The sequence below is a fragment of the Rhizobium sp. S152 genome, from assembly GCF_030380735.1.
Lineage (GTDB): Bacteria > Pseudomonadota > Alphaproteobacteria > Rhizobiales > Rhizobiaceae > Rhizobium.
This window is the reverse complement of the sequence record NZ_JAUDRZ010000030.1, coordinates 517,299-539,810: the sequence shown is the minus strand read 5'-3', so window position 1 is coordinate 539,810 and position 22,512 is coordinate 517,299. Positions and strand designations below refer to the sequence as shown.

General features: G+C 63.5%; 16 protein-coding genes. 9 read left to right on the top strand and 7 right to left on the bottom strand.

Annotated elements, in window-relative coordinates; translation table 11 throughout:
- Positions 1–5: 5 nt before the first annotated feature.
- Both QTL95_RS27425 and QTL95_RS27420 read left to right on the top strand, forming a co-directional pair.
- Positions 6–908 carry a LysR family transcriptional regulator gene (locus QTL95_RS27425; RefSeq protein ID WP_289722985.1) on the top strand — a complete coding sequence of 301 codons (903 nt, stop codon included), beginning with the start codon at positions 6–8 and terminating at the stop codon, positions 906–908.
- A 166-nt stretch (positions 909–1,074) separates the two neighbouring features.
- On the top strand, positions 1,075–2,163 hold the full coding sequence (locus QTL95_RS27420; RefSeq protein WP_289722984.1) for an AbrB family transcriptional regulator: 1,089 nt from the start codon (positions 1,075–1,077) through the stop codon (positions 2,161–2,163).
- Here the strand turns inward: QTL95_RS27420 and QTL95_RS27415 are convergent.
- Complete coding sequence (locus tag QTL95_RS27415) at positions 2,123–3,025, bottom strand: AraC family transcriptional regulator (protein WP_442981357.1); 903 nt, start codon at positions 3,023–3,025, stop codon at positions 2,123–2,125. The genes QTL95_RS27420 and QTL95_RS27415 overlap by 41 nt on opposite strands.
- Before the next feature lie 53 nt (positions 3,026–3,078).
- Here QTL95_RS27415 and QTL95_RS27410 point away from each other — a divergent pair, with 53 nt between their 5' ends.
- Positions 3,079–3,486 (top strand): DUF2000 family protein, encoded by a 408-nt coding sequence (locus tag QTL95_RS27410; protein ID WP_289722983.1) that lies wholly within the window; start codon positions 3,079–3,081, stop codon positions 3,484–3,486.
- 53 nt (positions 3,487–3,539) lie between these two features.
- Here the strand turns inward: QTL95_RS27410 and QTL95_RS27405 are convergent, their stop codons facing one another.
- Complete coding sequence (locus QTL95_RS27405) at positions 3,540–4,205, bottom strand: OmpA family protein (RefSeq protein ID WP_289722982.1); 666 nt, start codon at positions 4,203–4,205, stop codon at positions 3,540–3,542.
- Between the two features lie 780 nt (positions 4,206–4,985).
- Between QTL95_RS27405 and QTL95_RS27400 the strand changes: the two genes are divergently transcribed.
- Positions 4,986–6,155 (top strand): OpgC domain-containing protein, encoded by a 1,170-nt coding sequence (locus QTL95_RS27400; RefSeq protein WP_289722981.1) that lies wholly within the window; start codon positions 4,986–4,988, stop codon positions 6,153–6,155.
- Between the two features lie 64 nt (positions 6,156–6,219).
- Here the strand turns inward: QTL95_RS27400 and QTL95_RS27395 are convergent, their stop codons facing one another.
- From QTL95_RS27395 to QTL95_RS27385, 3 genes are all read right to left on the bottom strand, one after another.
- The gene (locus QTL95_RS27395) at positions 6,220–7,215 is read right to left on the bottom strand and encodes a flagellin N-terminal helical domain-containing protein (RefSeq protein WP_289722980.1); all 996 of its coding nucleotides are present in this window, start codon (positions 7,213–7,215) and stop codon (positions 6,220–6,222) included.
- Positions 7,216–7,470: 255 nt separating this feature from the next.
- Entirely contained in the window at positions 7,471–10,614 is a 3,144-nt protein-coding gene (locus QTL95_RS27390) for an efflux RND transporter permease subunit (RefSeq protein WP_289722979.1), read from the bottom strand.
- Positions 10,611–11,795 (bottom strand): efflux RND transporter periplasmic adaptor subunit, encoded by a 1,185-nt coding sequence (locus QTL95_RS27385; RefSeq protein WP_289722978.1) that lies wholly within the window; start codon positions 11,793–11,795, stop codon positions 10,611–10,613. Before QTL95_RS27385 ends, QTL95_RS27390 begins: the two co-directional genes overlap by 4 nt.
- 367 nt (positions 11,796–12,162) lie before the next feature.
- On the opposite strand from QTL95_RS27385, the gene QTL95_RS27380 reads away from it, so the two are divergent.
- The gene (locus QTL95_RS27380; RefSeq protein WP_289722977.1) at positions 12,163–12,984 is read left to right on the top strand and encodes an alpha/beta fold hydrolase; all 822 of its coding nucleotides are present in this window, start codon (positions 12,163–12,165) and stop codon (positions 12,982–12,984) included.
- Positions 12,985–13,328: 344 nt separating this feature from the next.
- Complete coding sequence (locus tag QTL95_RS27375) at positions 13,329–15,833, top strand: ATP-dependent helicase (protein ID WP_289722976.1); 2,505 nt, start codon at positions 13,329–13,331, stop codon at positions 15,831–15,833.
- Positions 15,834–16,103: 270 nt separating this feature from the next.
- Here QTL95_RS27375 and QTL95_RS27370 read toward each other — a convergent pair whose 3' ends face one another.
- Both QTL95_RS27370 and QTL95_RS27365 read right to left on the bottom strand, forming a co-directional pair.
- Positions 16,104–17,180: a type I restriction endonuclease gene (locus tag QTL95_RS27370; RefSeq protein WP_289722975.1), complete on the bottom strand. Its 1,077-nt coding sequence runs from the start codon at positions 17,178–17,180 to the stop codon at positions 16,104–16,106.
- A 75-nt stretch (positions 17,181–17,255) separates the two neighbouring features.
- Positions 17,256–17,603 carry a hypothetical protein gene (locus QTL95_RS27365; protein WP_289722974.1) on the bottom strand — a complete coding sequence of 116 codons (348 nt, stop codon included), beginning with the start codon at positions 17,601–17,603 and terminating at the stop codon, positions 17,256–17,258.
- A 286-nt stretch (positions 17,604–17,889) separates the two neighbouring features.
- On the opposite strand from QTL95_RS27365, the gene QTL95_RS27360 reads away from it, so the two are divergent.
- The 3 genes from QTL95_RS27360 (at position 17,890) to QTL95_RS27350 (ending at position 21,795) form a co-directional block, all read left to right on the top strand.
- Positions 17,890–18,726, top strand: coding sequence for a siderophore-interacting protein (locus tag QTL95_RS27360; protein ID WP_289722973.1), 837 nt, complete (start codon positions 17,890–17,892; stop codon positions 18,724–18,726).
- Between the two features lie 687 nt (positions 18,727–19,413).
- Positions 19,414–19,911, top strand: coding sequence for a hypothetical protein (locus QTL95_RS27355; RefSeq protein ID WP_289722972.1), 498 nt, complete (start codon positions 19,414–19,416; stop codon positions 19,909–19,911).
- A 243-nt stretch (positions 19,912–20,154) separates the two neighbouring features.
- Positions 20,155–21,795, top strand: coding sequence for a Na+/H+ antiporter (locus QTL95_RS27350; RefSeq protein ID WP_289722971.1), 1,641 nt, complete (start codon positions 20,155–20,157; stop codon positions 21,793–21,795).
- Positions 21,796–22,512: the final 717 nt, after the last annotated feature.

Below are 22,512 nucleotides of genomic sequence, written 5' to 3'. Positions count from 1 at the left end.
TCACGATGAGCAGGCAAGACATTAATCGCTCGGGAGAGATGGACGTCTTCGTCCGCGCCGTCGAACTCGGCGGCTTCACCGCCGCCGCCCGTGCCTGCCACATGACGCCCTCGGCGGTGAGCAAGCTGGTCACCCGCCTCGAAGCACGGCTTGGCGCCCGCCTCGTCAACCGCTCCACCCGAAAACTGCAACTCACGCCCGAAGGCTGCGCCTTCTATGAGCGCAGCGTCAAGATCCTGGCCGATATCGCCGAGGCCGAACGCTACGTGTCGGCAGGCGAACAGGCATCAGGCCCGATCCGCATCAACACCAGCGCCTCCTTCGGCAACCATATCCTCGCTCCGCTTGTCGAGGACTTCCTGGAACGATACCCCGCCGTCACGCTCGACATCTCGCATACGGACAAGGTGGTCGATCTGCTCGACGACCGCGCCGACGTCGCCATCCGCACCGGGCCGCTGAGAAACTCCAGCCTTGTGGCTCGCAAGCTCGGCACGACGGGTACGACCATCGTCGCGTCACCCGCCTACCTCGCCCGCCATGGCGAGCCGACATCCGTGGCCGAACTGCTCGCGCACCGCCGCATCGGCTTCTCCTACGCGCGCAGCACGGAAGGCTGGCCCCTGCGGCAGGATGGCGAGACGATCACCGTGCCGGTCACACCCGGCATACAGGTCGGCGATGGCGAGGCCATGCGCCACATGGCGCTGGCGGGTGCCGGTCTCGCCCGCCTTGCGACATTCACCGTCCGCGTAGATATTGAAGCGGGCCGCCTCGTCCCTCTTCTCGAAGCCGAAAACCCCGGCGATGCCGAGGAGTTCTACGCCGTCTATATCGGCCAGGGCGGACCGCTTCCGGCCCGCATCCGGGCTCTGCTCGACTTCCTGGCGGAGCGCGTCCGGCTCTAATGCCCGCGACCACCAAGATTTGATAATTGACCGGCATTGGACTGCGGCCCTATATCCCCGCCATAGCCATCCGGCGACCCGCCGGTTTCATTGCCAGCCCTTGCCTCTCCCCTCATGCCGCGCCACGCGGTTCCGGCATCGGCAAGACTTGCATCGGATCACGCCGTTGAAGGACACCAGCCGCCACCCCCTTAAGACCAGCCTTCCCCGCTGGGCGCTCCTCCTCGGACTGTCAACACTCCTCGTCGTCGGCCTCGAACTGCTGGGTCTGCCAGCGTCGCTCCTGATCGGCCCGATGGTCGCGGCGATCGTGCTCGCCGTCTCCATCGGCCAGGGAACGCTGCGCGTTCCGCGCTGGCCCCTGCTTTTCGGCCAGGCGCTTGTCGGCTTCATGATGGCGCGCGCCATCACCGTCGATATCCTGCAGACCATGGCGAGCGATGCGCCGCTCTTTCTGTCGATGATTCTTTCCGTCATCGTCGCCGCCGGCCTGCTCGGCTGGCTGCTCACCCGCTGGCAGGTGCTCCCTGGCACAACGGCCGTCTGGGGCTCGTCTCCGGGTGCGGCTTCGGCCATGGTCATCATGTCGGAAGCCTATGGCGCCGATGCCCGTCTCGTCGCCTTCATGCAATATCTGCGCGTCGTCTTCGTCGCCGTCGCCGCATCCGTCGTCTCGCGCCTGTGGGTCGCGGCCGATGGTGGCGAGCCGCCGCCCATCATTCTCTTCGCCCCGGTCGACTGCCTGGCCTTCGCCGAAACAGTGACGCTCACCTGTCTCTGCGCTTATTCGGCCATCCGCTTCCGCATTCCCGGCGGCACCATTATCGTGCCGCTCGTCGTCGGCTCGCTGCTGCAGGGCTTCGGCCTGCTGAAGATCGAGCTGCCGATGTGGCTGCTCGCCATCAGCTACGCGCTGATCGGCTGGAGCATCGGCCTGCGCTTCACCCGAGGGATCATCGCCCACGCCGCCCGCGCGCTGCCGCGCGTCGCCGGATCGATCCTGCTCTTGATGTCGCTATGCGGCTGCATGGCCTATGCGCTGCATGTCTTCGCCGGCGTCGATCCGCTGACCGCCTATCTGGCGACCAGCCCCGGCGGTGCCGATTCCGTTGCCATCATCGCCGCATCGAGCGATGTCGACGTGCCCTTCGTCATGGCCATGCAGACCGGCCGCTTCCTGATCATCCTGTTTACCGGGCCGATGCTCGCCCGCTTCATCGCCCGGCGGTCGGGCCTCGCCGAGAACCCCGCCTGAGCCCATCGGTCCTGAGCGTCGCCCATTGGCCTGGCGTCACGCCATAGGCCTTCTTGAAATGCCGAGTCAGGTGGCTCTGATCGGCGAAGCCGGTCGCCGCCGCGACGTCTGACAGCCCCTCGCCAGCGCCGATCATCGCCCGCGCCTGCTGCAGCCGCCGCATCAGCAGGTAGCGGTGCGGGCTGGTCGCGAAGGCCGCGCGGAAATGCCTTGCCAGCGAGAACCGGTCGAGCCCGGTGACCTTTTCCAGCGCTTCCGAGCGCACGGGCTCCGTCGCATGCGCCTCGAGATAATCCCGCGCCAGTCGCGCCCGCTGCCAGGCGATCGCGCCGAGCCCCCGCCGCGGCGTTTGTGCGTGTCGGCCGAGACCGCCCGCCACCTGCGAGACGAAATCGTCGACGAAAAGCTCGTCCAACTCGCGATCAAGCTCGCCAAGCGCCTCCAGCAGCGTCGCCGCCAGATGCGCATCCCCGATCACGGGCTCATCGACGAACGGCAGTCCGATCCCCGCCCCTTCAAGGCAATCGAACAGCAGCGCCGGCTCCAGATAGAGCATCCGGTACTGTAGCCCGTCGTCGGTTCCCGCCCCGCCGTCATGCTCCTCGTCGGGATGGAGCACGATCACCTGCCCCGGCATGCTGAAGCGCCGCTCGCCACGATAGGAGAAGGTCTGTACGCCCTTCAGCGTCACCCCGAGCGCGTAGGTGTCGTGCCGGTGCGGCTCGAAGGCATTCCCGGCGAATTGCGCCTCGATACGCTCGATGCCCGGAAAGGCCGGCGCGGTCGTGATCCCGTCCGTGCCCGATGCCGTGCACAAACGTTCAAGACCCGCAAGGGCGCCATGGCTTACATCCTGGTCCAACGCGACTTCAAATCCTCATGAAAAGAGACTGGCCCGCATGAAAAGAGACTGGAATGTTTGATACCAAAATTGCGATCGTCCTGCGAAACAATCTTCAATCCTGGCAGACGTTGAATGTTACCGCCTTCCTGATGAGCGGCATCACCGGCAGCAATCCTGAAATCCTCGGCGAACCCTACAGGGACCGGTCGGGCAACCTCTACAATCCGCTCTCCATCCAGCCGATCATCGTGCTGTCCGCCGCCGAGGAGACCATGTCGGCGATCCAGCGCCGCGCGCTTGAACGCGGCGTTCCAGCATCGTTGTTCATCAAGGAGATGTTCTCGACCGGCCACGATGCCGCCAACCGCGCGGTCTTTTCCGAATACGCCCCGGAGGACGCCAAGGTGGTCGGCATCGCCATGCGCGCCGACAAGAAGATCGTCGACAAGATCACCAAGGGCGCCACGATGCACCGCTGAACGAGAAACGGCCGGGATTGACCCGGCCGTTTCACGTTTCGTTGAAAGCGATATCAGCCCTGGGTGACCGGGGCGATCTGGATTTCGACGCGGCGGTTCTGCGCGCGGCCGGCTTCCGTGGCGTTGGAGGCGACCGGCTGCGACGGGCCGAAGCCGACAGCCGAGACGCGGCGGGAATCGATCCCCTGCGTGCCGAGATAGGAGGCGACGGAGATCGCACGGCGCTGTGACAGGTCCTGGTTATGCTGCAGGCTGCCGGTCGAGTCCGTGTGACCATTGACGTCGATCAGCGTGCGGTTGAACTTGCGCAGAACGATCGCGACGGAGTTCAGCGTCGGGTAGAAGCCGGACTTCACGGCATCCTGGTCGACGTCGAAGGTGATGTTCGACGGCATGTTGAGGATGATGTTGTCGCCGTTGCGGGTGACCGAAATGCCGGTACCCTGAAGCTGGGCGCGCAGTTCGGATTCCTGCTGGTCCATGTAGTTGCCGATCGCGCCGCCCGCGAGCGCGCCGACGCCGGCGCCGATCAGCGCGGCATTGCGGCGTCCATGCGCCGAACCACCGACGGCGAGGCCTGCCAGCGCGCCGACACCGGCACCGAGCAGCGCACCGCCCGAGGTGTTCGACATCTTCTGCTCGCCTGTATAGGGGTCGGTCGTGGTGCAGGCACTGAGGTAGGTCGCGGCAACGGCCAGAAGTATGAATTTCTTGATCATGGACAGGCGAGTCTCCGGTTCGATAGCTGATGCGACCAGTATTAAGGAATGCGGCAACAAAATGAACGCCCTGCTTCCTCGACCGCAAAAACACAAAATTGCACGGGTCGTGCGGAACGTGGGACACAGGCGGCGGGTTCGAGCACGGCCAGACAGGTAGGCGGCGTCACCCTGCGATCATCCGCCCTCTTCAAGCAACCGCATACAAGCAAAGCACGACCCCGCGCCAACAAGATCCGGTCGTCGTCCTTGCACCTTCGCAATCCGAGTATCACTCGACCGGGGACACGATCCGCGTCTTGGGTGCGATCTCGTATACTTGCGAATGTCTGTTTTCGCTTGCGCCGTAGAACAGAAAGGCACTGATCGCAATTGCCATGACAGCAAGCAATGCGAACCAGCCGAACCGAAACACGGCACCGCTCCGGAAATGTATGTCCGACAAATCTAAGCCCTCAACAAACCCGACTACGAAACGATCACAATCACGAATCGTCACCTCAGGATTATTTAACGCACAAGTTCTACGCAGAAGGAATGCTTGGCGTTGACACCGCGGCGCAAGTGTAGCGGTGCGGCATTACACCGTCACAGCTTCGCCAGCCAAAAACGTCATTTGTAGGGCTTGAATGGTATCTTCCACTCTTTCCCAACTCATCCGGAACTTCGCGCGAGACGCGAACTTTGATCATAAATCATGGACTTGCCGCTTTCCTGCTTCATATGTCGGCCCTGAGGGCACTGACTGAGGGAACCACCGACAAAGGGAAACCATCCGTCTTGCGAATAGTAGGTATCGATCTGACGCGATCTTTCGCGATTTGCGCCGCCATGCTCAGCCACGTCTGGGTCGTCGCGGAAATGGACCAGTTCTTTTCCGGCCCGCTTGTCGACGTTCTCGCCGTCGTCATGGCGCTCGCCACCCCGACCTTCATCCTCCTGTTCGGCACGATGCTCGAGATCGTCTACCTGCCGCGCTTCACCGCCGGCGAGCAGGGCAAGGTCTCGGCCCGGCTGATCTCCCGAGCGATACAATGCTGGCTGCTCTACTGCCTTTCGATCGCGGTGCTGTATTTCACGGCAGAAAACTACTCGCTGAAGTTCTCCGTCGCCACGATGATGCTGCTCGGCGTGACGCCCTTCACCGACATCCTGAAATTCTATGCCGTGGCGCTCGCCATCGCCCCGCTCCTGCTATGGCTGCGGCACCGCTTCGGCCTGCTGCCGCTGGTGATCGCGGCGCTTCTCGTGCACGCCTGCTATCCCCTCATCCGCGCGATCGTCAGCCCCGTCGATGCGGGCCTTGGAACGGAGGCGGACCGACTTGCCATGTTCCTCTTCGGCATCGGCCACGCGAAGCTCGGCGGACCGTCCATCCTCCACGGCGCCAGCCTCGTCATAGCGGGAATGGGCTTCGGCGCGATCATGAAGCGAATGCTCGGCCAGTCCGGGACTGCCTCGCGGCGGCTCCTCTGGCTGCTGGCATCGGTAGCGCTTGTGACGACACTGGCCGCCCCCTTCACGGTCACCGACGGCATCAGGCAGCTCGGCGACATGTCCATGCGCATGGACAGCCATCCGCTCTATTTCGCCGAGGGCATGGCTGGCGCTGTCGCGGTCACGACCTTCGCCGTGCTGGCGACGCAATCCTTGCCGGAAGAAAAGAGGAAATCGATCGAGGCCTTCGCTTTTCTTGGGCGAACCAGCCTCTTCACCTTCAGCTTCGGCAACATGATCCTCTATTGCGTCAGCGCCAAGCCGACCACGGCCGCGTCGGCGTTGACGCTGACGATCGGCCTGCTCCTGCTCATCGTGGCGCTGAGCTACTGGTTCGATCGTTCCGCCCGTCGCGACGGTCACGTCAAGGCGCTCGTCAAGTCGATACAGGGCGCGGTGTCATCGACGGTCGAGACGGCGATGCGCATCGGCACGCGGCGCACGCAGTCCTGAGAGACCCCAAAAAGAAACGCCGGCTCGTCGGGGAGCCGGCGTCGATGATAGCCTGCCATACGCGTCAGACGTTCTGGAAAAGCTGCCTGACCGTGTCGTAGCTGGCATTGGCGATGTTGAGCGACTGGATGCCGAGCTGCTCCTGCGTCTGCAGCGCCTTCAGCCGGCTCGACTGCTCCTCCATGTCCGCATCGATCATACGGCTTATGCCGCGCGCATAGGAATCATCAAGTGCCTGCGCGAAGTCGCTCTGCAACGTGATGCGCTTTTCCAGCGCGCCGAATGCCGATCCCACGGTCGTCATCTGGCCGAGCATCTTGTCGACCACCACGACCATCTCGTTGACTTCGTCGTTCGTCGTTGCGCTTGAGACGCCGATCTCCACTTGTCCGGCGGAATTGCCCGCCGTCGCCAGCATGACGTAATCCTGCGACACCCCCGCCTCGCTCGCGAAATAGGACGAGGTCAGGACGCCATACTCGCCGTTGCCGCCGCTGCGATCATCGACGAGATAGCGCGCATCCTTCGAGGACGTCGAACCAATGGGCGCGAGATCGACCTCATAGCTGAGCGTGCCGATTTCGACACGCCCGTCCGAGTAGCGCGTGAAGGAGGCCGGGATTTCTCGCGGGTTGGCGGGATCATCGCCATCGGTGACGGTGACCCAATTGTCGCCGTTGAAGCTGGCCGACTGCGTGACCGAGCGCAGCTGATCCTTTAGCTGCGTGATATCGGTGTTGATCTTGTCCTTGTCGACGCCGGATTCCGTCGCCGCGACGAGCTTGGCCTTGATCTGGCTGACGATGTCGATGGCGCTGTCCACCGCCTCATAGGCCGTGCCCATGGTGGCTGCCGCCAGTCCGAGCGCATCACGGATGGCGGATTGCGCCTTCTGGTCCGTCTTCAGCGTCGAGCTGATGGCCCAGTAGGCGCCATTATCGGATGCCTTCTGCACCCTGAGGCCGGACGATACCTGCCTCTGGGTTTGGTACATGTCACGACCGATGTCGCGCAATACATACAGCGCGGCATCCACCGAGGTGCGCCGATAAATACTCACGGATACAGAACTCCGAACACAACAATACGCAACTGATACAAATCAACCAGTACCGCGAACATTCATGTTTGCGAGCGCCGACCGTGGCGCGGGCGGTCCTTCCAAAACGCTGGAAGACCTATTGGTTACTAGCCGCAATCATTACTTCTCATGCTTAAAAAACAGCTAAAATTCAGAGGCCATTTATCTTGTTTCGCAACTTCACGGAAACGATACGAGCAGCCGCTTTTTCACGGCATACGCGCAATGCTCCCGCTATTCCGCCGCTTCCAGACGCCGTGGCTGCGGCTGCGAGGCGTTGGCCATCTCCTCGTGCAGGCGCGCTTCCTCATGCGCATGCGGATGAGCGAAGCGGGCGATCAGGAGATAGGCGACCGGGGTGATGAACAGCGTCACCAGCGTCGCGAAGCCGAGACCGCCGACGATCACCCATCCGAGCGCCACGCGTGCCTCCGCGCCCGCACCGTGGGCGAACACCAGCGGCACACCGCCAAGGATCGTCGCGATCATCGTCATCATGACCGGTCGCAGACGCAGTTCGCATGCCTTCTCGATCGCCGTGCGCACGCTCTCCCCGCGATCGCGAAGCTGATTGGCGAACTCGACGATGAGGATGCCGTTCTTGGCCATCACCCCGACCAGCAGCACCAGCCCGATCTGGCTGTAGATATTAAGGCTGGAGCCGGTGACGATCAGCGCGAAGACCGCGCAGGCAAGCCCCAGCGGCACGGTCGACATGATGATCAACGAGGAAAGAACGCTCTCGAACTGCGCCGCCAGCACCAGGAAGATGATGACGATGGCGAATCCGAACGTCAGCGCCATGCCGTTGGAGTTCTCCTCGAGCGTCGCGGCTTCGGCAAGCGGCACCAGCCGCGCGCCCGGCGGCAGCAGCGACTTCGACAGCTCGGTTGCCTCCTTGATGGCATTGCCGAGCGACATGCCGTCCTTCAGCCCGGCGCTGATCGCCACCGAGGCCAGCTGCTGCTCGCGATCGAGCTGCGGCGCCACGGCGCCCTCGCTCAGCGTCGCGATGACGGACATCGGAACGATCTTGCCATCGCCGGTTTTCAGGAAAACGTTCTCAAGATCCGTCGGGTCGTCGAGCGGCCGCGTATTGGAGGTCAGCACCACGGGATAGGCTTCGCCCTTGACGAAGACATCGACCACCGAACGCCCTTCGAGCAGCGACTGCATCGCCGCCGAAAGCCCGGAGATATCGATGCCGAGATCCGATGCCCGCTCGCGGTCGATCGACACGGAGACCTGCGCCTGCGTCGGCTCGTCGGCAAGCCGCGGGGTTTCGTAGTGGCCCGTTGCCTCCAGCGCGGATACGAGCTTCGTCGCCGCTGTCGTCAACGCCTCGTAGTCGCTGCCGACAACCGCCATCTGCAAGCCGTTGCCGGCGCCGCGAATGCGCAGGCTGTTCGACTGGAAGGCGCCGCCGCGCAGCGCCGGCACGCGTGCCAGCACCGCGTTCAGGTCCTCGATGATCTCAGCCTGCGTCCGCTCCCGCTCGCCCCAGGGTGCCAGCGTCAGCACCAGGAAGGCGCCGTTGTCCTGGCCGCCCCGCCCGGACATCGCGAAGATGTTGCGTATCTCGCCGCTGTCGAGCATCGGCTGAAGATACTCCTCCACCAATTGCAGCTTGTCGGCCGTGTATTCCAGGCTCGATCCCTGCGGCGTCACCATCCACATCATCGCCTGCGACCGGTCTTCGTTCGGCGTCAGTTCGCTCTTTACCGTGGCGAACGCCACGACGGCGGCGCCTCCGAACATCAGGCAGACGACGATGACGACCAGCGGCGCGTTGAGGCATCGCTGAAGCGCCCATTTGTAGACCGATGCGAAGGCGTCGCCGAAGCGGCCGAGTATTCCATGATCCTCGATCATCTCCCGCGTCAGCATGCGGGAAGCCAGCATCGGGCAGAGCGTCAACGCGACGATCGACGACAGGGCGACGGAAATCGCCAGGACGAAACCGAATTCGCGAAAGAGACCGCCCACCTGCCCCGGCAGGAAGGACAGAGGGACGAATACCGCGGCAAGCGTGGCCGTCGTCGCGATGACCGCGAAGAATACCTCCTGGGTGCCGAGCACGGCGGCGGCCCGCGGTCCCATGCCATGCGAGCGCCGCCGCACGATGTTCTCGAGCACCACGATCGCATCATCGACCACGAGGCCCGTGGCAAGCACGACGGCCAGCAGGGTGAGGATGTTGATCGAGAACCCCGCGAGGTAGATGGCCGCCAGTGTTCCGATGAGCGCCACGGGCATGCTCACCGCCGGTATCAGCGTCGCCCGCCAGTCGCGCAGGAAAAGATAGATGACGGCGGTCACGATCACCGCCGCGAGGATCAGGGCGAGCACGACCTCGTGGATCGCCCCTTCGATGAAGACGGCGTCGTCGCTGGTGATCACGATCTGGGTGCCCTCGGGCAAGGTATTGGAAAGCTGCGCGACGATGGCCTTGACGCCCGTCGAAATGTTCAGCGTATTCGACTGCGCCTGGCGGATGATGCCGAGGCCGATGCCCTGCTTGCCGTTCGACCGGAGCGCGCTCTGCCCGTCGCGCGGCCCCAGCGTCACGGTTGCCACGTCGCCGAGCCTGATGCGGTCCTTGAGGATCAGCCTGCCGAAGTCGGCAGGCGTCTGCAGGTTCGCGGTGGCGCGGACGACGAGGTCCTGCGTGCCGCTCTTCAGCGAACCGGCAGGCACGTCGAACGCGGCGCTATCGAGCGCCTCGATCAGGTCGCCGACAGTCAATCCCCGGCTCGCGAGTTCGGCCTGATCGATATCGACGCGAAACGCCTTTTCCTGTTCGCCGTACGTCTCGACATCGGCGACGCCCTCGACGGACGCCAGCCGGTCGACGACCTCGTTGTTCACCAGCAATGTCAGGTCGTCCATGTCGAGCTTGCTCGACGTCACCGCCAGCCGCAGGATCGGTTGCGAATCCGCATCGGCCTTGACGATCTGCGGCGTATCGGCATCGTCGGGAAGCCTTTGCGTCACCCGGCCGACGGCATCGCGCACGTCGTTCGCCGCAACCGGAAGATCGACCGAATCCGAAAATTCCAGCGTCACCCGGCTCTCGCCGAACTGCGAACTCGACGAAATCGACTTCAACCCGCTGACGCGTGCCACGGCACCTTCGATGACTTTCGTCACCTCCTGGTCGATCGTTTGCGGCGCGGCACCCTCGAACGTCGTGCGCACGGTCACGACAGGGCGGTCGACCTCCGGCAATTCGCGCACCTCGATGCCGAAATAGGCGGCAAGACCCGCGACGATCATCATCGTGTTGAGAACCAGCGCGAGGATGGGCCGGCGCACGAAGAGCGCCGTGAATGCCTCCTTGCCCCCCACGGGGCTCTTGTGGGCGTCGACAACCTTCATCGTGTCGCCACCTCGTCGGTCGGCGCGGGATCGTCTGCGCCACGCACCGCGCCGCCTTCGCGCACGCGCTGCAGCCCCTGGGTCACGATGAGATCGCCATCGGCGAGGTTGCCCTTGACCAGCACGAAGTCGGGATTGCGCTGGACGATGCTGACCCTGACCTTGTGCGATTTCCTGTCTTCCACCCGCCAGACGTAGGACCCCTGCGAATCCCATTGCACGGATTGCGGATCGACGGCGGGATACTGGTTGCCTTCGAACCGCATCCCGACGCTGAACGACATGCCGGCCCTGAGCTCGTCGGACGCGTTGTTGATGCGCGCCCGCATCCGCAATGTCCGGCTCGCGGGATCGATGCGGTTGTCGATCGATTCCACCGCGCCGGAGAACACCTGTCCCGGCCGCGCGACCGAGGTGGCCTCGACGGCCTGGCCGACCTTGACCGAATTGGCGAACCGTTCCGGCACCCAGTAGTCGACGAGAATCTCCGAACGGTCGTCGAGCGTCACGACGGGCGTCGAGGTCGAGACATTATCGCCGATGTTGATCGGGACGATACCGACGATGCCGTCGATGGGCGCCACGATGTTGCGGCGCTCGAGGCTGAGATCGGCGGCCTGCAACTGCAGCCGCGCGCCCTGCTCGGCGATCTCGGAATCGAAGACGTCCATGCGCGAGACGCTGGACTTGATGTTGCGATAGAGGCTCGATTTCTCGATGGCCGCCTTCAGCGCCACTTCCGCCTGGCCCTTGACGATGACCTGCTCCTCGCTGTCGAGCCTGGCAAGCACCTGCCCCTTCGTCACCATGTCACCGGACTTGATGAGGATTTCGCGCACGATGCCGATCGCCTGCGGCGTCACGACCACGGAATGGATGGCATCGCCGGTGCCGATGGCGCCGAGCCGATCATTGGCCACGCCGCGAACCACCGGCTGGGTCACGACGAGAACGGTTTCATTCCTCGCAGCGCCGCCATTGCGCCTGCCCTGCCCTTGACCCTGACCCTGACCCGCGGATCTGGCCGCATTCTCAGCCGGCTGCACCGCCTTGCCGACAAGGCTCTCGGGAACGCCTGCATTGCGCAGCGTATCCGCCGCACCCGGCGCAAAGAAAACCCATCCGGCGAAACCGGCGGCGATGAGGATCAGGCAAAGCGCGAACTGCTTCCAAAATGGCATGCACGTCTCCGGGAAAAACACGAGGGTGGTCCAGGGTCAATCGAAAGAGGCGTCTGCGAGCAATAGCCACGCAACTGCGACAATATCCCCTCTTTACAGATTTGCGGCAAGCGAATTGCCTAAAGATTACGGGATTGTAATATCATTTCGGCATCACGAAAATGTAATCGTCGGCGTGGAAATATTATCCGAAAGGCGACCGGAAGCATTTGCGCCGGCCGACTGGAAAAAACGCCTGCCTGCCGCAGATATGCCCGCGTTCAACTTTCGAACCTCTTGCCGCCTAGACATCTTGCCTGCCACCGCATTCCCTACCCCGTGCAGCGCCGCTTCGGCTCCATTCATCGTCAGAAAAAGGATGACCAGAATGCCTGAGATCACGACCAAGGACGGAACGACGATATTCTACAAGGATTGGGGCACCGGCCAGCCGATCCTCTTTTCCCATGGGTGGCCGCTATCGGGCGACGCCTGGGAGGCGCAGATGCTGTTCTTCGGCCAGAACGGCTACCGCGTCATCGCCCATGACCGCCGCAGCCACGGCAGATCCGCCCAGACCTGGGACGGCAACAACATGGACCAGTATGCCGACGACCTCGCCGAACTGGTCGAGCATCTCGACCTCAAGAACCTGATCATGATCGGCCATTCCACCGGCGGCGGCGAAGTCGCCCATTATCTCGGCCGCCACGGCACCACCAGGATCGCCAAGGTGGTGCTCGTCGGCGCCGTGCCGCCGCTGATGCTGAAGACCGAAGCCAATCCGGAAGGCACGCCGCTCGACGTCTTCGACGGCATCCGCAAGGGAACCGCGCTCGACCGCTCGCAATATTTCCGCGACCTCTCGATGCCTTTCTACGGCTTCAACCGCAACAACGCCAAGGTCAACGAAGGCCTGCGCGAGACCTTCTGGCTGATGGGCATGGCCGGCGGCATCAAGGGCGAATACGACTGCATCCGCGAATTCTCCGAGGTCGACTACACCGACGACCTGCGCAGAATAGACAAGCCGACGCTCTTCATCCACGGCGACGACGACCAGATCGTCCCCATCGCCGCCGCTGCCTACAAGTCCTCCAGGATCGTCAAGGGCGCGATCCTCAAGGTCTACGAAGGCAGCGCCCACGGCCTCGCCCAGCTTGAGCCGGAACGCTTCAACGCGGATGTGCTGGCGTTCATCAAGGGGTGATCGGGTCGCCGCACCGCCGGGTGTTGGACGCTTGAGGTCAACGGCACCGTTGAAATCGCAGAGACGTGCCTAGATCCTCGGCACAAGGCCGAGGATGACGCCGAGCACGAGGAAAGCAATTCCACTTCAATAGTTTACCAGCGCCATCCCCACTCGCGAACGTCATCCTCGGGCTCGTCCCGAGGATCTGCCAAGCCCTCACCTTGCTCGACGTGAATGGACACTTGGCGTCGCACATCGCCACTCGCTCCCCACAACCACCAACCTACAACATCCGGTGGAGCCGGACCAAAACCAGAACATCTTTTCTGGTCTTTCCGATCCGAATCACTACATTACGCGCCATGAGCAACAGTTTCGACGATATGCCCTTCTTCGACGAGGAGCCGGGCGAAGCGCCGCGCAAGCCGCAAGCCCCCGCAGCCCCAGCCCGCGGAGGCCCCGGAGGTCAGCCAGGTGGCGGTCTCGCCGCCCGCGCCATGGCCGCCCGAGGCGCGCCGCAGCGGCCGGATTATCTCGACGGCCTGAACCCCGAACAGACCGAAGCCGTCGAGACCCTGGAAGGTCCCGTTCTCGTGCTCGCCGGCGCCGGCACCGGCAAGACGCGGGTGCTGACGACCCGCATCGCCCATATTCTGAACACCAATCGCGCCTTCCCGTCGCAGATCCTGGCGGTGACCTTCACCAACAAGGCCGCCCGCGAGATGAAGGAGCGTATCGCCCATCTGGTCGGCGGCGCGGTCGAGGGCATGCCCTGGCTCGGCACCTTCCACTCGATCGGCGTCAAGCTGCTGCGTCGTCACGCCGAGCTCGTCAACCTGCGCTCCGATTTCACCATTCTCGACACCGACGACGTCGTGCGCCTGGTCAAGCAGCTGATCCAGGCCGAGGGCCTGGACGACAAGCGCTGGCCCGCCAAGCAGTTCGCCGGCATGATCGACACCTGGAAGAACAAGGGCCTCGGCCCCGCCGACATCCCCGAGGGCGACGCGCGTGCCTTCGCCAACGGCAAGGGTCGCGAACTCTACTTCGCCTACCAGCAGCGCCTGTCGACGCTGAACGCCTGCGATTTCGGCGACCTCCTGATGCATCCGATCGCGATCTTCAGGAAGACGCCGGATCTGCTGAAGGAATACCACCAGCGCTTCCGCTACATCCTGGTCGACGAGTATCAGGACACCAACACCGCGCAGTACATGTGGCTGCGGCTGCTTGCGCAGCGCCCCAAGGGCGAGCCGCAGAACGTCTGCTGCGTCGGCGACGACGACCAGTCGATCTACGGCTGGCGCGGCGCCGAGGTCGACAACATCCTGCGCTTCGAGAAGGACTTCCCCGGCGCCAAGGTGATCAAGCTCGAGCGCAACTACCGCTCGACCGCCCATATCCTGGGCGCCGCCGGCCACCTGATCGCCCACAATGAAGGCCGCCTCGGCAAGACACTGTTCACCGACCGCAGTGACCCCGACGACATCAAGGTGCAGTTGCACAATGCATGGGATTCGGAAGAGGAAGCCCGCGCCGTCGGCGAGGAAATCGAGCAGCTGCAACGCGGCGCCTCCAGTGGCAAGCCTCACAAGCTGAACGACATGGCGATCCTCGTGCGCGCCTCCTTCCAGATGCGCGAGTTCGAAGACCGCTTCGTCACCCTCGGCCTCAATTATCGCGTGATCGGCGGCCCGCGCTTCTACGAGCGCCTCGAGATCCGCGATGCCATGGCCTATTTCCGCCTCGTCGCCCAGCCGGCCGACGACCTTGCCTTCGAGCGCATCATCAACACACCGAAGCGCGGCCTTGGCGACACCACGGTGCGCGCGTTGCACGACTATGCCCGCGCCCGCGACATCCCGATGCTGGCGGCAGCAGCCGACATGATCGAGACGGACGAACTGAAGCCGAAGGCACGCAAGGCGCTGTTCGACGTGATCCAGTCTTTCCGCAGATGGCAGGAAAGGCTTGAAAACACGTCCCATACCGAGCTTGCCGAGCAGATCCTCGAGGAGTCGGGCTACACCGACATGTGGAAGGCCGACAAGACCGCCGACGCCCCGGCCCGCCTCGACAACCTGAAGGAACTCATCCGCTCGATGGAGAGCTTCGAATCGATGCGCGGCTTCCTCGAGCACGTCTCGCTGGTCATGGACGCCGAGCAGAACGCCGACCTCGACGCCGTCTCGATCATGACGCTGCACTCGGCCAAGGGTCTGGAATTCGACACCGTCTTCCTGCCCGGCTGGGAGGAAGGCCTCTTCCCGCATCAGCGCTCTCTCGACGAGACCGGCCGCGCCGGGCTGGAGGAGGAGCGCCGCCTGGCTTATGTGGGGCTCACCCGCGCCAAACGCCGTTGCCACATCTGGTTCGTCAACAACCGCCGCATCCACGGCCTGTGGCAATCGACCATCCCGTCGCGCTTCCTCGATGAACTGCCCGAAACGCATGTCGACGTGGCGGCGGTCGAGCAGAGCTACGGCGGTTACGGCCGCGGCGGCTATGGCCAGTCGCGCTTCGACAAGGCCGAGCCCTTCGCCAACAGCTACTCCACCCCCGGCTGGAAGCGCGCCCAAGCCAACCGCACTGACGCCACCCGCGACAACTGGGGCTCCCGCTCCGGCCATGCGGTCGAACGCATCGGCTATGGCGAGGCCGGCCCCAAGGGCCGCACCATCGAAGGCGAACTCGTCGCCAAGTCGACCGCCGCCCAGCCCTCGAAATTCACCATCGGCGACCGCGTCTTCCACCTGAAGTTCGGCAACGGCAACATCACCGCCATCGAAGGCAACAAGCTGACGATCGCGTTCGACAGGGCCGGCGAGAAGCGGGTGCTTGATGGCTTTGTCGAGGCGGTGTCGTAGACCGGGTGACGAGGCGCCACGCCCACGTCACCCATTCGTGACTTCGCTTAAAGCCCCGGCTCCCGCATACTCTCCCTGCCCGCGCAAAGGTCGCGGCGCAAAGAGGAGGATGCAATGAAACGCTACTCTCTATCCCTGATCGCCACGTCCCTCGCACTGGCCATCGTCGGCAACCCCGCGATTGCGCTGGCTTGCAACAAGATCATCGGGACGTGATTTGGTGAAGGAATACGGCGGGCGGGCGGAAAGCCCGCTCGCTTCGTCATCTACTTAGCCCGCGCTTCCAATGTAGGATTGAATTACGGACTGGATCTGCGTCTTGGCTTTGAAGATGTCGGTGACCTGCGCGATATCAAATCGAGCTCCCGCCTTGTCTGCATCGAAGATCGTCAGGAACTTAGTCTTCGAATTGAAGTGAAGTCGGACGATTGGCTTTCGGTTGTTGTCGTCGAAGTTGATGCCGCAATAGGACTTCTGATCGCGCATCACCACGCGGGAAATATCGGCGATCTCCGCCGCGATTGCACGGACGATGTTGAAGCCATCGACTTCTTCCTGTGTCGTCTCGATGCCGTCGCCGTCATCAGTCAGCTGCGTGACGGAATCGACGTCCTTGATCGTCGGAATATTGACATTGTCGTTGAAGGCCGCCGTCAGCTTCTTCTGGATCTTCTGCCGCACAAGATCCTCGAAGGCGCGCTTGATGATCGGCTTGAATTCGTTGACCACAGCCGAGGTCAGTTTGCCGTCGTATAGCCCTTTCGAGATCATTCTAATAAACTCGTCGTCGGGGTCATTGAACTGCGCTTCGATGCTACTTATCGCAGCTTTCATCCGCTTCAGCGTATTGGCCGAACTCTTGATGTCGGCAATCGAGAAGCGGTCCTTGTGAAACTTCTCCAGCTCCTTGAGATCGTTGTCGTCGTAGTCGAAAAGATCGAACTTGAAGAAAGGATTGCTGTCCAATTTGTTTGCGGCATCAAGATCTGTAAAGAACCAGACCTGAATCCCGTTGGTCAGTATAGCTATCGAGCAATCCGTCGTTGAAAAGTATCGGTAGAGTTGGCTGTATTGCGCCTGCGAAAGATTGGCGCTTACGGCCTTCGCCTCCAGGATATACTCTATACGATCGTTGATCCTGACAGCATAATCGACCTTCTCCCCCTTCTTAAGGCCGACATCTGCGGTAAACTCTGGAACAATTTGAGCCGGGTCAAAAACATCGAAACCTAAAGTTCGAAGGAACGGCATGACCAAAGCGTTTTTAGTAGCCTCTTCTGTTAAAGCAATAGTCTGCGCCGATACGGCACGCTTAGAGAGTTCTGCAACCTGTTCTTTAAAAGACATTGATCGATCCCCAGAATCACTAGAAATCAATTATTAAATGCATGTACTGAAAGTGCAATCCACGGGAGAAATACCTCACCCCAAGATCGGCATCGACCCCAGTCCCAATATATCGTTGAGCAACGCCAGACCGATCCCGGCCGCCACGATCGTAAGCCCGATCAGAAACAGCCGACGCGAGCGGTCGTATTTGGCGGCGATCAGCGAATCCCGCGCTAGGAGATCGGCGAAGACCTTCACCTGCAGCCCGATGCCGATGATGAGGAGTGCCATCGGCACGATGTCGATCCGGCTCCAGTCGTTCGGGTTGGAGACCCAGCGGCTGATGAAGGTGAGGCAGAAGCCGAGGATTATGCCGGCTGCGGTCAGCGAGCCGTTGCGGAAGGTGGCGTCGATCTTTTCTTCCGGGTCCGGCTCGGGCATGGCTCTGGCTTTCGGTTGACGTCTCTCCGAAGCAAGGCAGAAATCGCAGGAAACGGCAAGAGCGCCCGAAGATTACAAAAGCTTCACTAAAATATCATGTTTTAATCTTGCCAGCCTGACGTGGCCCGGCTAGGTAGATGGCACATCTGCCGCATCCGCTCCTCGTGAGCGACGCCGCACGTAAGCGTTAACGTCAACCAACGCGCTGATCGAACCCGAACCCGGGGTGCGAGCGGCGCGGCGTGCCTGCGTCCTGCGCATTCCGGTTCCCTCGAAGGAACCAAAGATGACGGCCAACACCACCTCTTCCTCCGCCGAAAAGCGCCACCTGATCCAACGCGTCCGCCATCAACTGAAGCGGCGCGTGCTCACCGTCCGTCGCGTCGAATACGTCACGCCGCAGATGCTGCGCGTCACGCTCGAGGGCGCCGATCTTGAAGGCTTCGTCAGCCTCGGCCATGACGACCACGTCAAGATACTCGTGCCCCGCCCAGGCGAGGAGCCCGTCTTCCCCGAAATGGGACCCGAGGGCCGGCTGCTGATCGACCCGGCAAACCGCCCGTCGCTGCGTGACTACACGCCCCGCCGCTATGACCCGGTGGCCGCGGAACTCGATATCGATTTCGCCCTGCACGAGGCCGGTCCCGCCACCGAATGGGCGATCAACGCCAAGCCCGGCGACAGGCTCGGCCTCGGCGGTCCGCGCGGCTCCTTCGTCGTCTCCACCGATTTCGACTGGTATGTGCTGGTCGGCGACGAAACCGCCCTGCCTGCCATCGGCCGCCGCCTCGAGGAGCTGCCCGCAGGCGCCAAGGCGATCGTCATCGCCGAGGTCGCCGGAGCGGAAGAAGAACAGGCTTTCGCCAGCAGGGCCGATCTCTCCGTCACCTGGCTGCATCGCGGCGCCGAGCCCGCCGGCACCACCGACAATCTCGACAGGGCCTTGCGCGACCTCGTGCTTCCCGATGGCGACGGCTATGTCTGGATCGCCTGCGAAACGGTCACCGCCAAGCGCCTGCGCGCCATCGTCGTCGACGAGCACCAGCATCCCAAGGCCTGGATCAAGGCCGCCGGCTACTGGAAGCGCGGCCAGGCCGATTTCCACGAAACCCACGGCGACTGAGTGGTGATGGCGGCGGCTGCGGCACTCCACCCTCGACGTCGCGGTCGCGGCTTGATGCCTGGCGGCATGGCCACCCCGCTCTCGGCGTCATACTCGGGCTCGTCCGAGTATCTACCAAGCCGTCCGCTTGCCGGAAGTGCGTGGACACCGGGCAAGGCGGCGCTGCGGGTGCTTGCGGCTCACGAACCGCCCACAGCACCGTTGAGCTCCCGGAGACGTGCTTAGATCCTCGGCACGATGGCCGAGGATGACGTTGCGGATGGCGTTTTCGTCGCGGAAACAAATGCTTGGCGAGCTGCGGGCTGCTTGTTTGGCGGCGCGGCCTGCTGCTTGGCGCCGCTGCAACCCCACTCTCGGCGTCATAGTCGGGCTTGTCCCGACTATCTGCCAAGCTTTCCGCTCGCTCGACGTGAGTGGACACCAGGAAAGGCATCGCCGCGGGTTTTACCGGCACGGCGCCCGGCCGATCCGACACCTCACTTGATAACGACACCCATCAAGGCATCCCGCGCGAATCGCCGCGCGCGAGAACGGTAAACAAAACCCTAATCCCGCTCACCCGCCCCGGTCAATCGGCTGAAATTCATCACAACATTGCCCTTTTGACGCCGCCCGCAAATCATCTTAGCCCCTCTGCGTCCGCCCATGAAAGGCGGCTTTCACGATGAACTCGCAAAGGAGATTCAAGTGACCAGTGTTTCCTCCCTGGGCAGCAGCAGCAGCTCGTCCGCCTATATTTCCAGCCTCGACAAGAACGGCGACGGCATCATTTCCGCCGATGAACTCGCCGCCGCCAACACCACCTCGACGACGACGAAGTCCTCGACGAGCACCGCTTCCGGCTCCGACAGCGCCAGCGTCACCCAGAAGATCGCCGCCGATATCCTGGCGATGATGCTGCAGATCCAGCAGTCCGGCGGCAGCGATGATTCCGGCGACGACGGCTCCGACGATGACAGCAAGGGCATCCTCGCCGCGCTCGATACCAATGGCGACGGCAAGCTGACATCGGATGAAGTTCTCTCCGCCGACCCGTCCAAGATCGCGGCAAGCGCCGATGGCGACGACGAGACAATCATCGCCGAAGTCCTCACCGACATGCAGACGGCGCTGCGGGCCTACCAGAACACCTACGGCACCTCGCCCGCCGCCGATAGCGGCAGCGAAGACGTCCAGACCGCCTGATATCGATCGCTTCGCACACGTCTGACACGGCTCCGCCGGGGGAGCCGAAACAGCCGCCAATACGAGGTCATCAGGCCCTGCCGCGGCCGTTGCATCCTGCCTTCTCAATCACTTGCGGCTCGCTACGCGTAGGTTCCAAATCGTCGCGGAGCGGCGAAAGATCGTCCGCCAAGGTTGCCTCGCGGCGCAAAACACCGCAAAACCGAATCCATCCGCGATAAAGACGAAGGGATCGGCCGCACCATGGAAAGCATCAGCGTTTCGTTGCTCCTGCTCAGCGCCGTGGTCGTCAGCGGAACCCTCACGCGGCTGTCTCCCATCCCCGTCCCGCAACCGATCGTGCAGATCGCGCTCGGCGCCGCGATTGCCTCGGTGGCCGATCTCGGCGTCACCCTCGATCCGGATCTCTTCTTCCTGCTCTTCCTGCCGCCGCTCCTGTTCCTCGATGGCTGGCGCATTCCCAAGGAAGGCCTGCTGCGCGACAAGGGCGTCATCCTTGAACTGGCGCTCGGCCTCGTCGTCTTCACCGTGCTCGGCGTCGGCCTGCTCGTACATCTGCTCATCCCCTCCATGCCGCTCGCCGTCGCCTTCGCGCTCGCCGCCGTCGTCTCGCCGACCGATCCGATCGCCGTCTCGGCGATCGCCGCCCGCGTGCCGATCCCGCACCGGCTGATGCACATTCTCGAAGGGGAATCGCTGCTCAACGACGCCTCCGGCCTCGTCTGCATGCGCTTCGCCGTCGCCGCGGCGCTGACCGGCACCTTCTCGCTCGTCGATGCCGTCGGCACCTTCTTCTGGGTGGCGATCGGCGGCATCGCCATCGGCGTGGCGCTGACCTGGCTGGTCATGCAGGCGCAGCGCTTCCTGACACGCCGGCTCGGCGAGGAAACCGGCTCGCAGATCCTGATCAGCCTGCTCATCCCCTTCGCCGCCTACCTCGTCGCAGAGCACCTGCATTGTTCCGGCATCCTCGCCGCGGTTGCCGCGGGCGTCACCATGAGCTTCGGCGAGCGCAGCGGCCGCGCCTCGGCCACCACCCGCGTGCGCCGCACCGCGGTGTGGGACACGGTGCAGTTTTCCATGAACGGCATCATCTTCGTGCTGCTCGGAGAACAACTGCCGCAGATCGCCGCCAGCGCCATCCACATCGTCCGCGAGACCGGTCATTACGATCCCCTCTGGCTGATCGTCTATGTCGTCGCCATCAACCTGGCGCTCGCCGTGCTCCGCTTCGTCTGGGTGTGGATCTCGCTGCGCTTCACGCTCTACCGCGCCGCCCGCAGCGGCATCGAATTCAAGCGGCCGAGCTGGCGGCTGGTGGCGGCCACCTCGCTTGCCGGCGCGCGCGGCGCCATCACCCTTGCCGGTGTGCTGACGCTCCCGCTCACCATGGGCGACGGCTCGCCCTTCCCGGGCCGCGACCTCGCCATCTTCCTCGCCGCCGGCGTCATCATCGTCTCGCTGGTGGCCGCCAGCATCGGCCTTCCCTTCCTGCTGAAGAACCTGGAAATCCCGCCCGAACCCTCCTCGCAGCGCGAGGAGGACGAGGCCCGCATCAGGGGCGCCGAGGCCGCGATCCGCGCCATAGAGGCCATGCAGCACGACATGGGCGAAGGCCGCGCCGACGCAGACATCTATGCCGACGCCGGCGCCCGCCTGATGGACTTCTACCGCCAGCGTATCGACGGCCGCTCGAAGACCGGCGACGACGCCGAGCTCGCCCGCCGCATCGACGAGATCGAGCGCAGGCTCCGCCTCGCCGGCGTCCAGGCCGAGCGCGCCGAATTCTTCCGCCTCGCCAAGGGGCGCAAGCTCTCCGAGGACCTGATGAAGAAGCTGGTGCGCGAGACCGATCTGGCCGAGGCGAGGTTTTCGGTCACCTGAGCCCGCTCCGCACGGCGGACGCGAGGACGCGAGGACGCGATGTCAACGGTCATTGAATACAATCAATTCCTTAGCCGAAATATCCCGCCCGATTGTCCCCGCGCTCCTTCGCAGCCTTAGACTGGCGGCGTCCCGTCATCGGATGCACCGGCAGGCGTGCCGGCGAGGCGGGACCGGCGCGGTGTGCGGGGGTAGGACGCGAAACCTCATGCACCGGGTCCGAGAAAATGGTCTCCCTCCGGGGCTGGCGGTTGGTCACGTTTGTCGAACGTGTCATCCGTTGGAGTGCCCTGGACGTGCCTGTGAGGCACACAACGTCGTCGCGAAGGCTTGGAAGGCGGCTGCAGAGGGACCGGAATTCGGGCATAAACCGCCGAACGGGGTGCTGGAAGGCACCATAATCTACTTACTCTATCGCGGTGGTTTCCTGCACCCCGTCCGAGTGAAGCGCAGTGCATGGTGGAACCACGGGTCCTTGGGCGGCGTGGAGTTTTGGTGTGTTTGTGGGGATGCGGTGTGATGATCGCGAGGTTTTGCCGTGGAATACCCCCCTCTGCCCTGCCGGGCTACCGGGGCAGAGCCACGGGTCTCTGCCCGCGCTTCGCGCCCCCCACAGGTGGGGGAGAGGACTTGTGGCGCCCTCCCAGTCCTGGCTCGGTAGCGCCACAGGTTGAGCCCTCCCCCTTGTGGGGGTCCGCGAGGACGGGGCGAGACACG

What these genes read in the sequence shown, in the direction of transcription:
- QTL95_RS27425 (WP_289722985.1), top strand. Translation starts at nt 6, where the DNA reads ATGAGCAGGCAAGACATTAATCGCTCGGGAGAGATGGACGTCTTCGTC.
- QTL95_RS27410 (WP_289722983.1), top strand. Translation starts at nt 3,079, where the DNA reads ATGTTTGATACCAAAATTGCGATCGTCCTGCGAAACAATCTTCAATCC.
- QTL95_RS27405 (WP_289722982.1), bottom strand. Translation starts at nt 4,205, where the DNA reads ATGATCAAGAAATTCATACTTCTGGCCGTTGCCGCGACCTACCTCAGT.
- QTL95_RS27390 (WP_289722979.1), bottom strand. Translation starts at nt 10,614, where the DNA reads ATGAAGGTTGTCGACGCCCACAAGAGCCCCGTGGGGGGCAAGGAGGCA.
- QTL95_RS27385 (WP_289722978.1), bottom strand. Translation starts at nt 11,795, where the DNA reads ATGCCATTTTGGAAGCAGTTCGCGCTTTGCCTGATCCTCATCGCCGCC.
- QTL95_RS27380 (WP_289722977.1), top strand. Translation starts at nt 12,163, where the DNA reads ATGCCTGAGATCACGACCAAGGACGGAACGACGATATTCTACAAGGAT.
- QTL95_RS27375 (WP_289722976.1), top strand. Translation starts at nt 13,329, where the DNA reads ATGAGCAACAGTTTCGACGATATGCCCTTCTTCGACGAGGAGCCGGGC.
- QTL95_RS27370 (WP_289722975.1), bottom strand. Translation starts at nt 17,180, where the DNA reads ATGTCTTTTAAAGAACAGGTTGCAGAACTCTCTAAGCGTGCCGTATCG.
- QTL95_RS27365 (WP_289722974.1), bottom strand. Translation starts at nt 17,603, where the DNA reads ATGCCCGAGCCGGACCCGGAAGAAAAGATCGACGCCACCTTCCGCAAC.
- QTL95_RS27360 (WP_289722973.1), top strand. Translation starts at nt 17,890, where the DNA reads ATGACGGCCAACACCACCTCTTCCTCCGCCGAAAAGCGCCACCTGATC.
- QTL95_RS27350 (WP_289722971.1), top strand. Translation starts at nt 20,155, where the DNA reads ATGGAAAGCATCAGCGTTTCGTTGCTCCTGCTCAGCGCCGTGGTCGTC.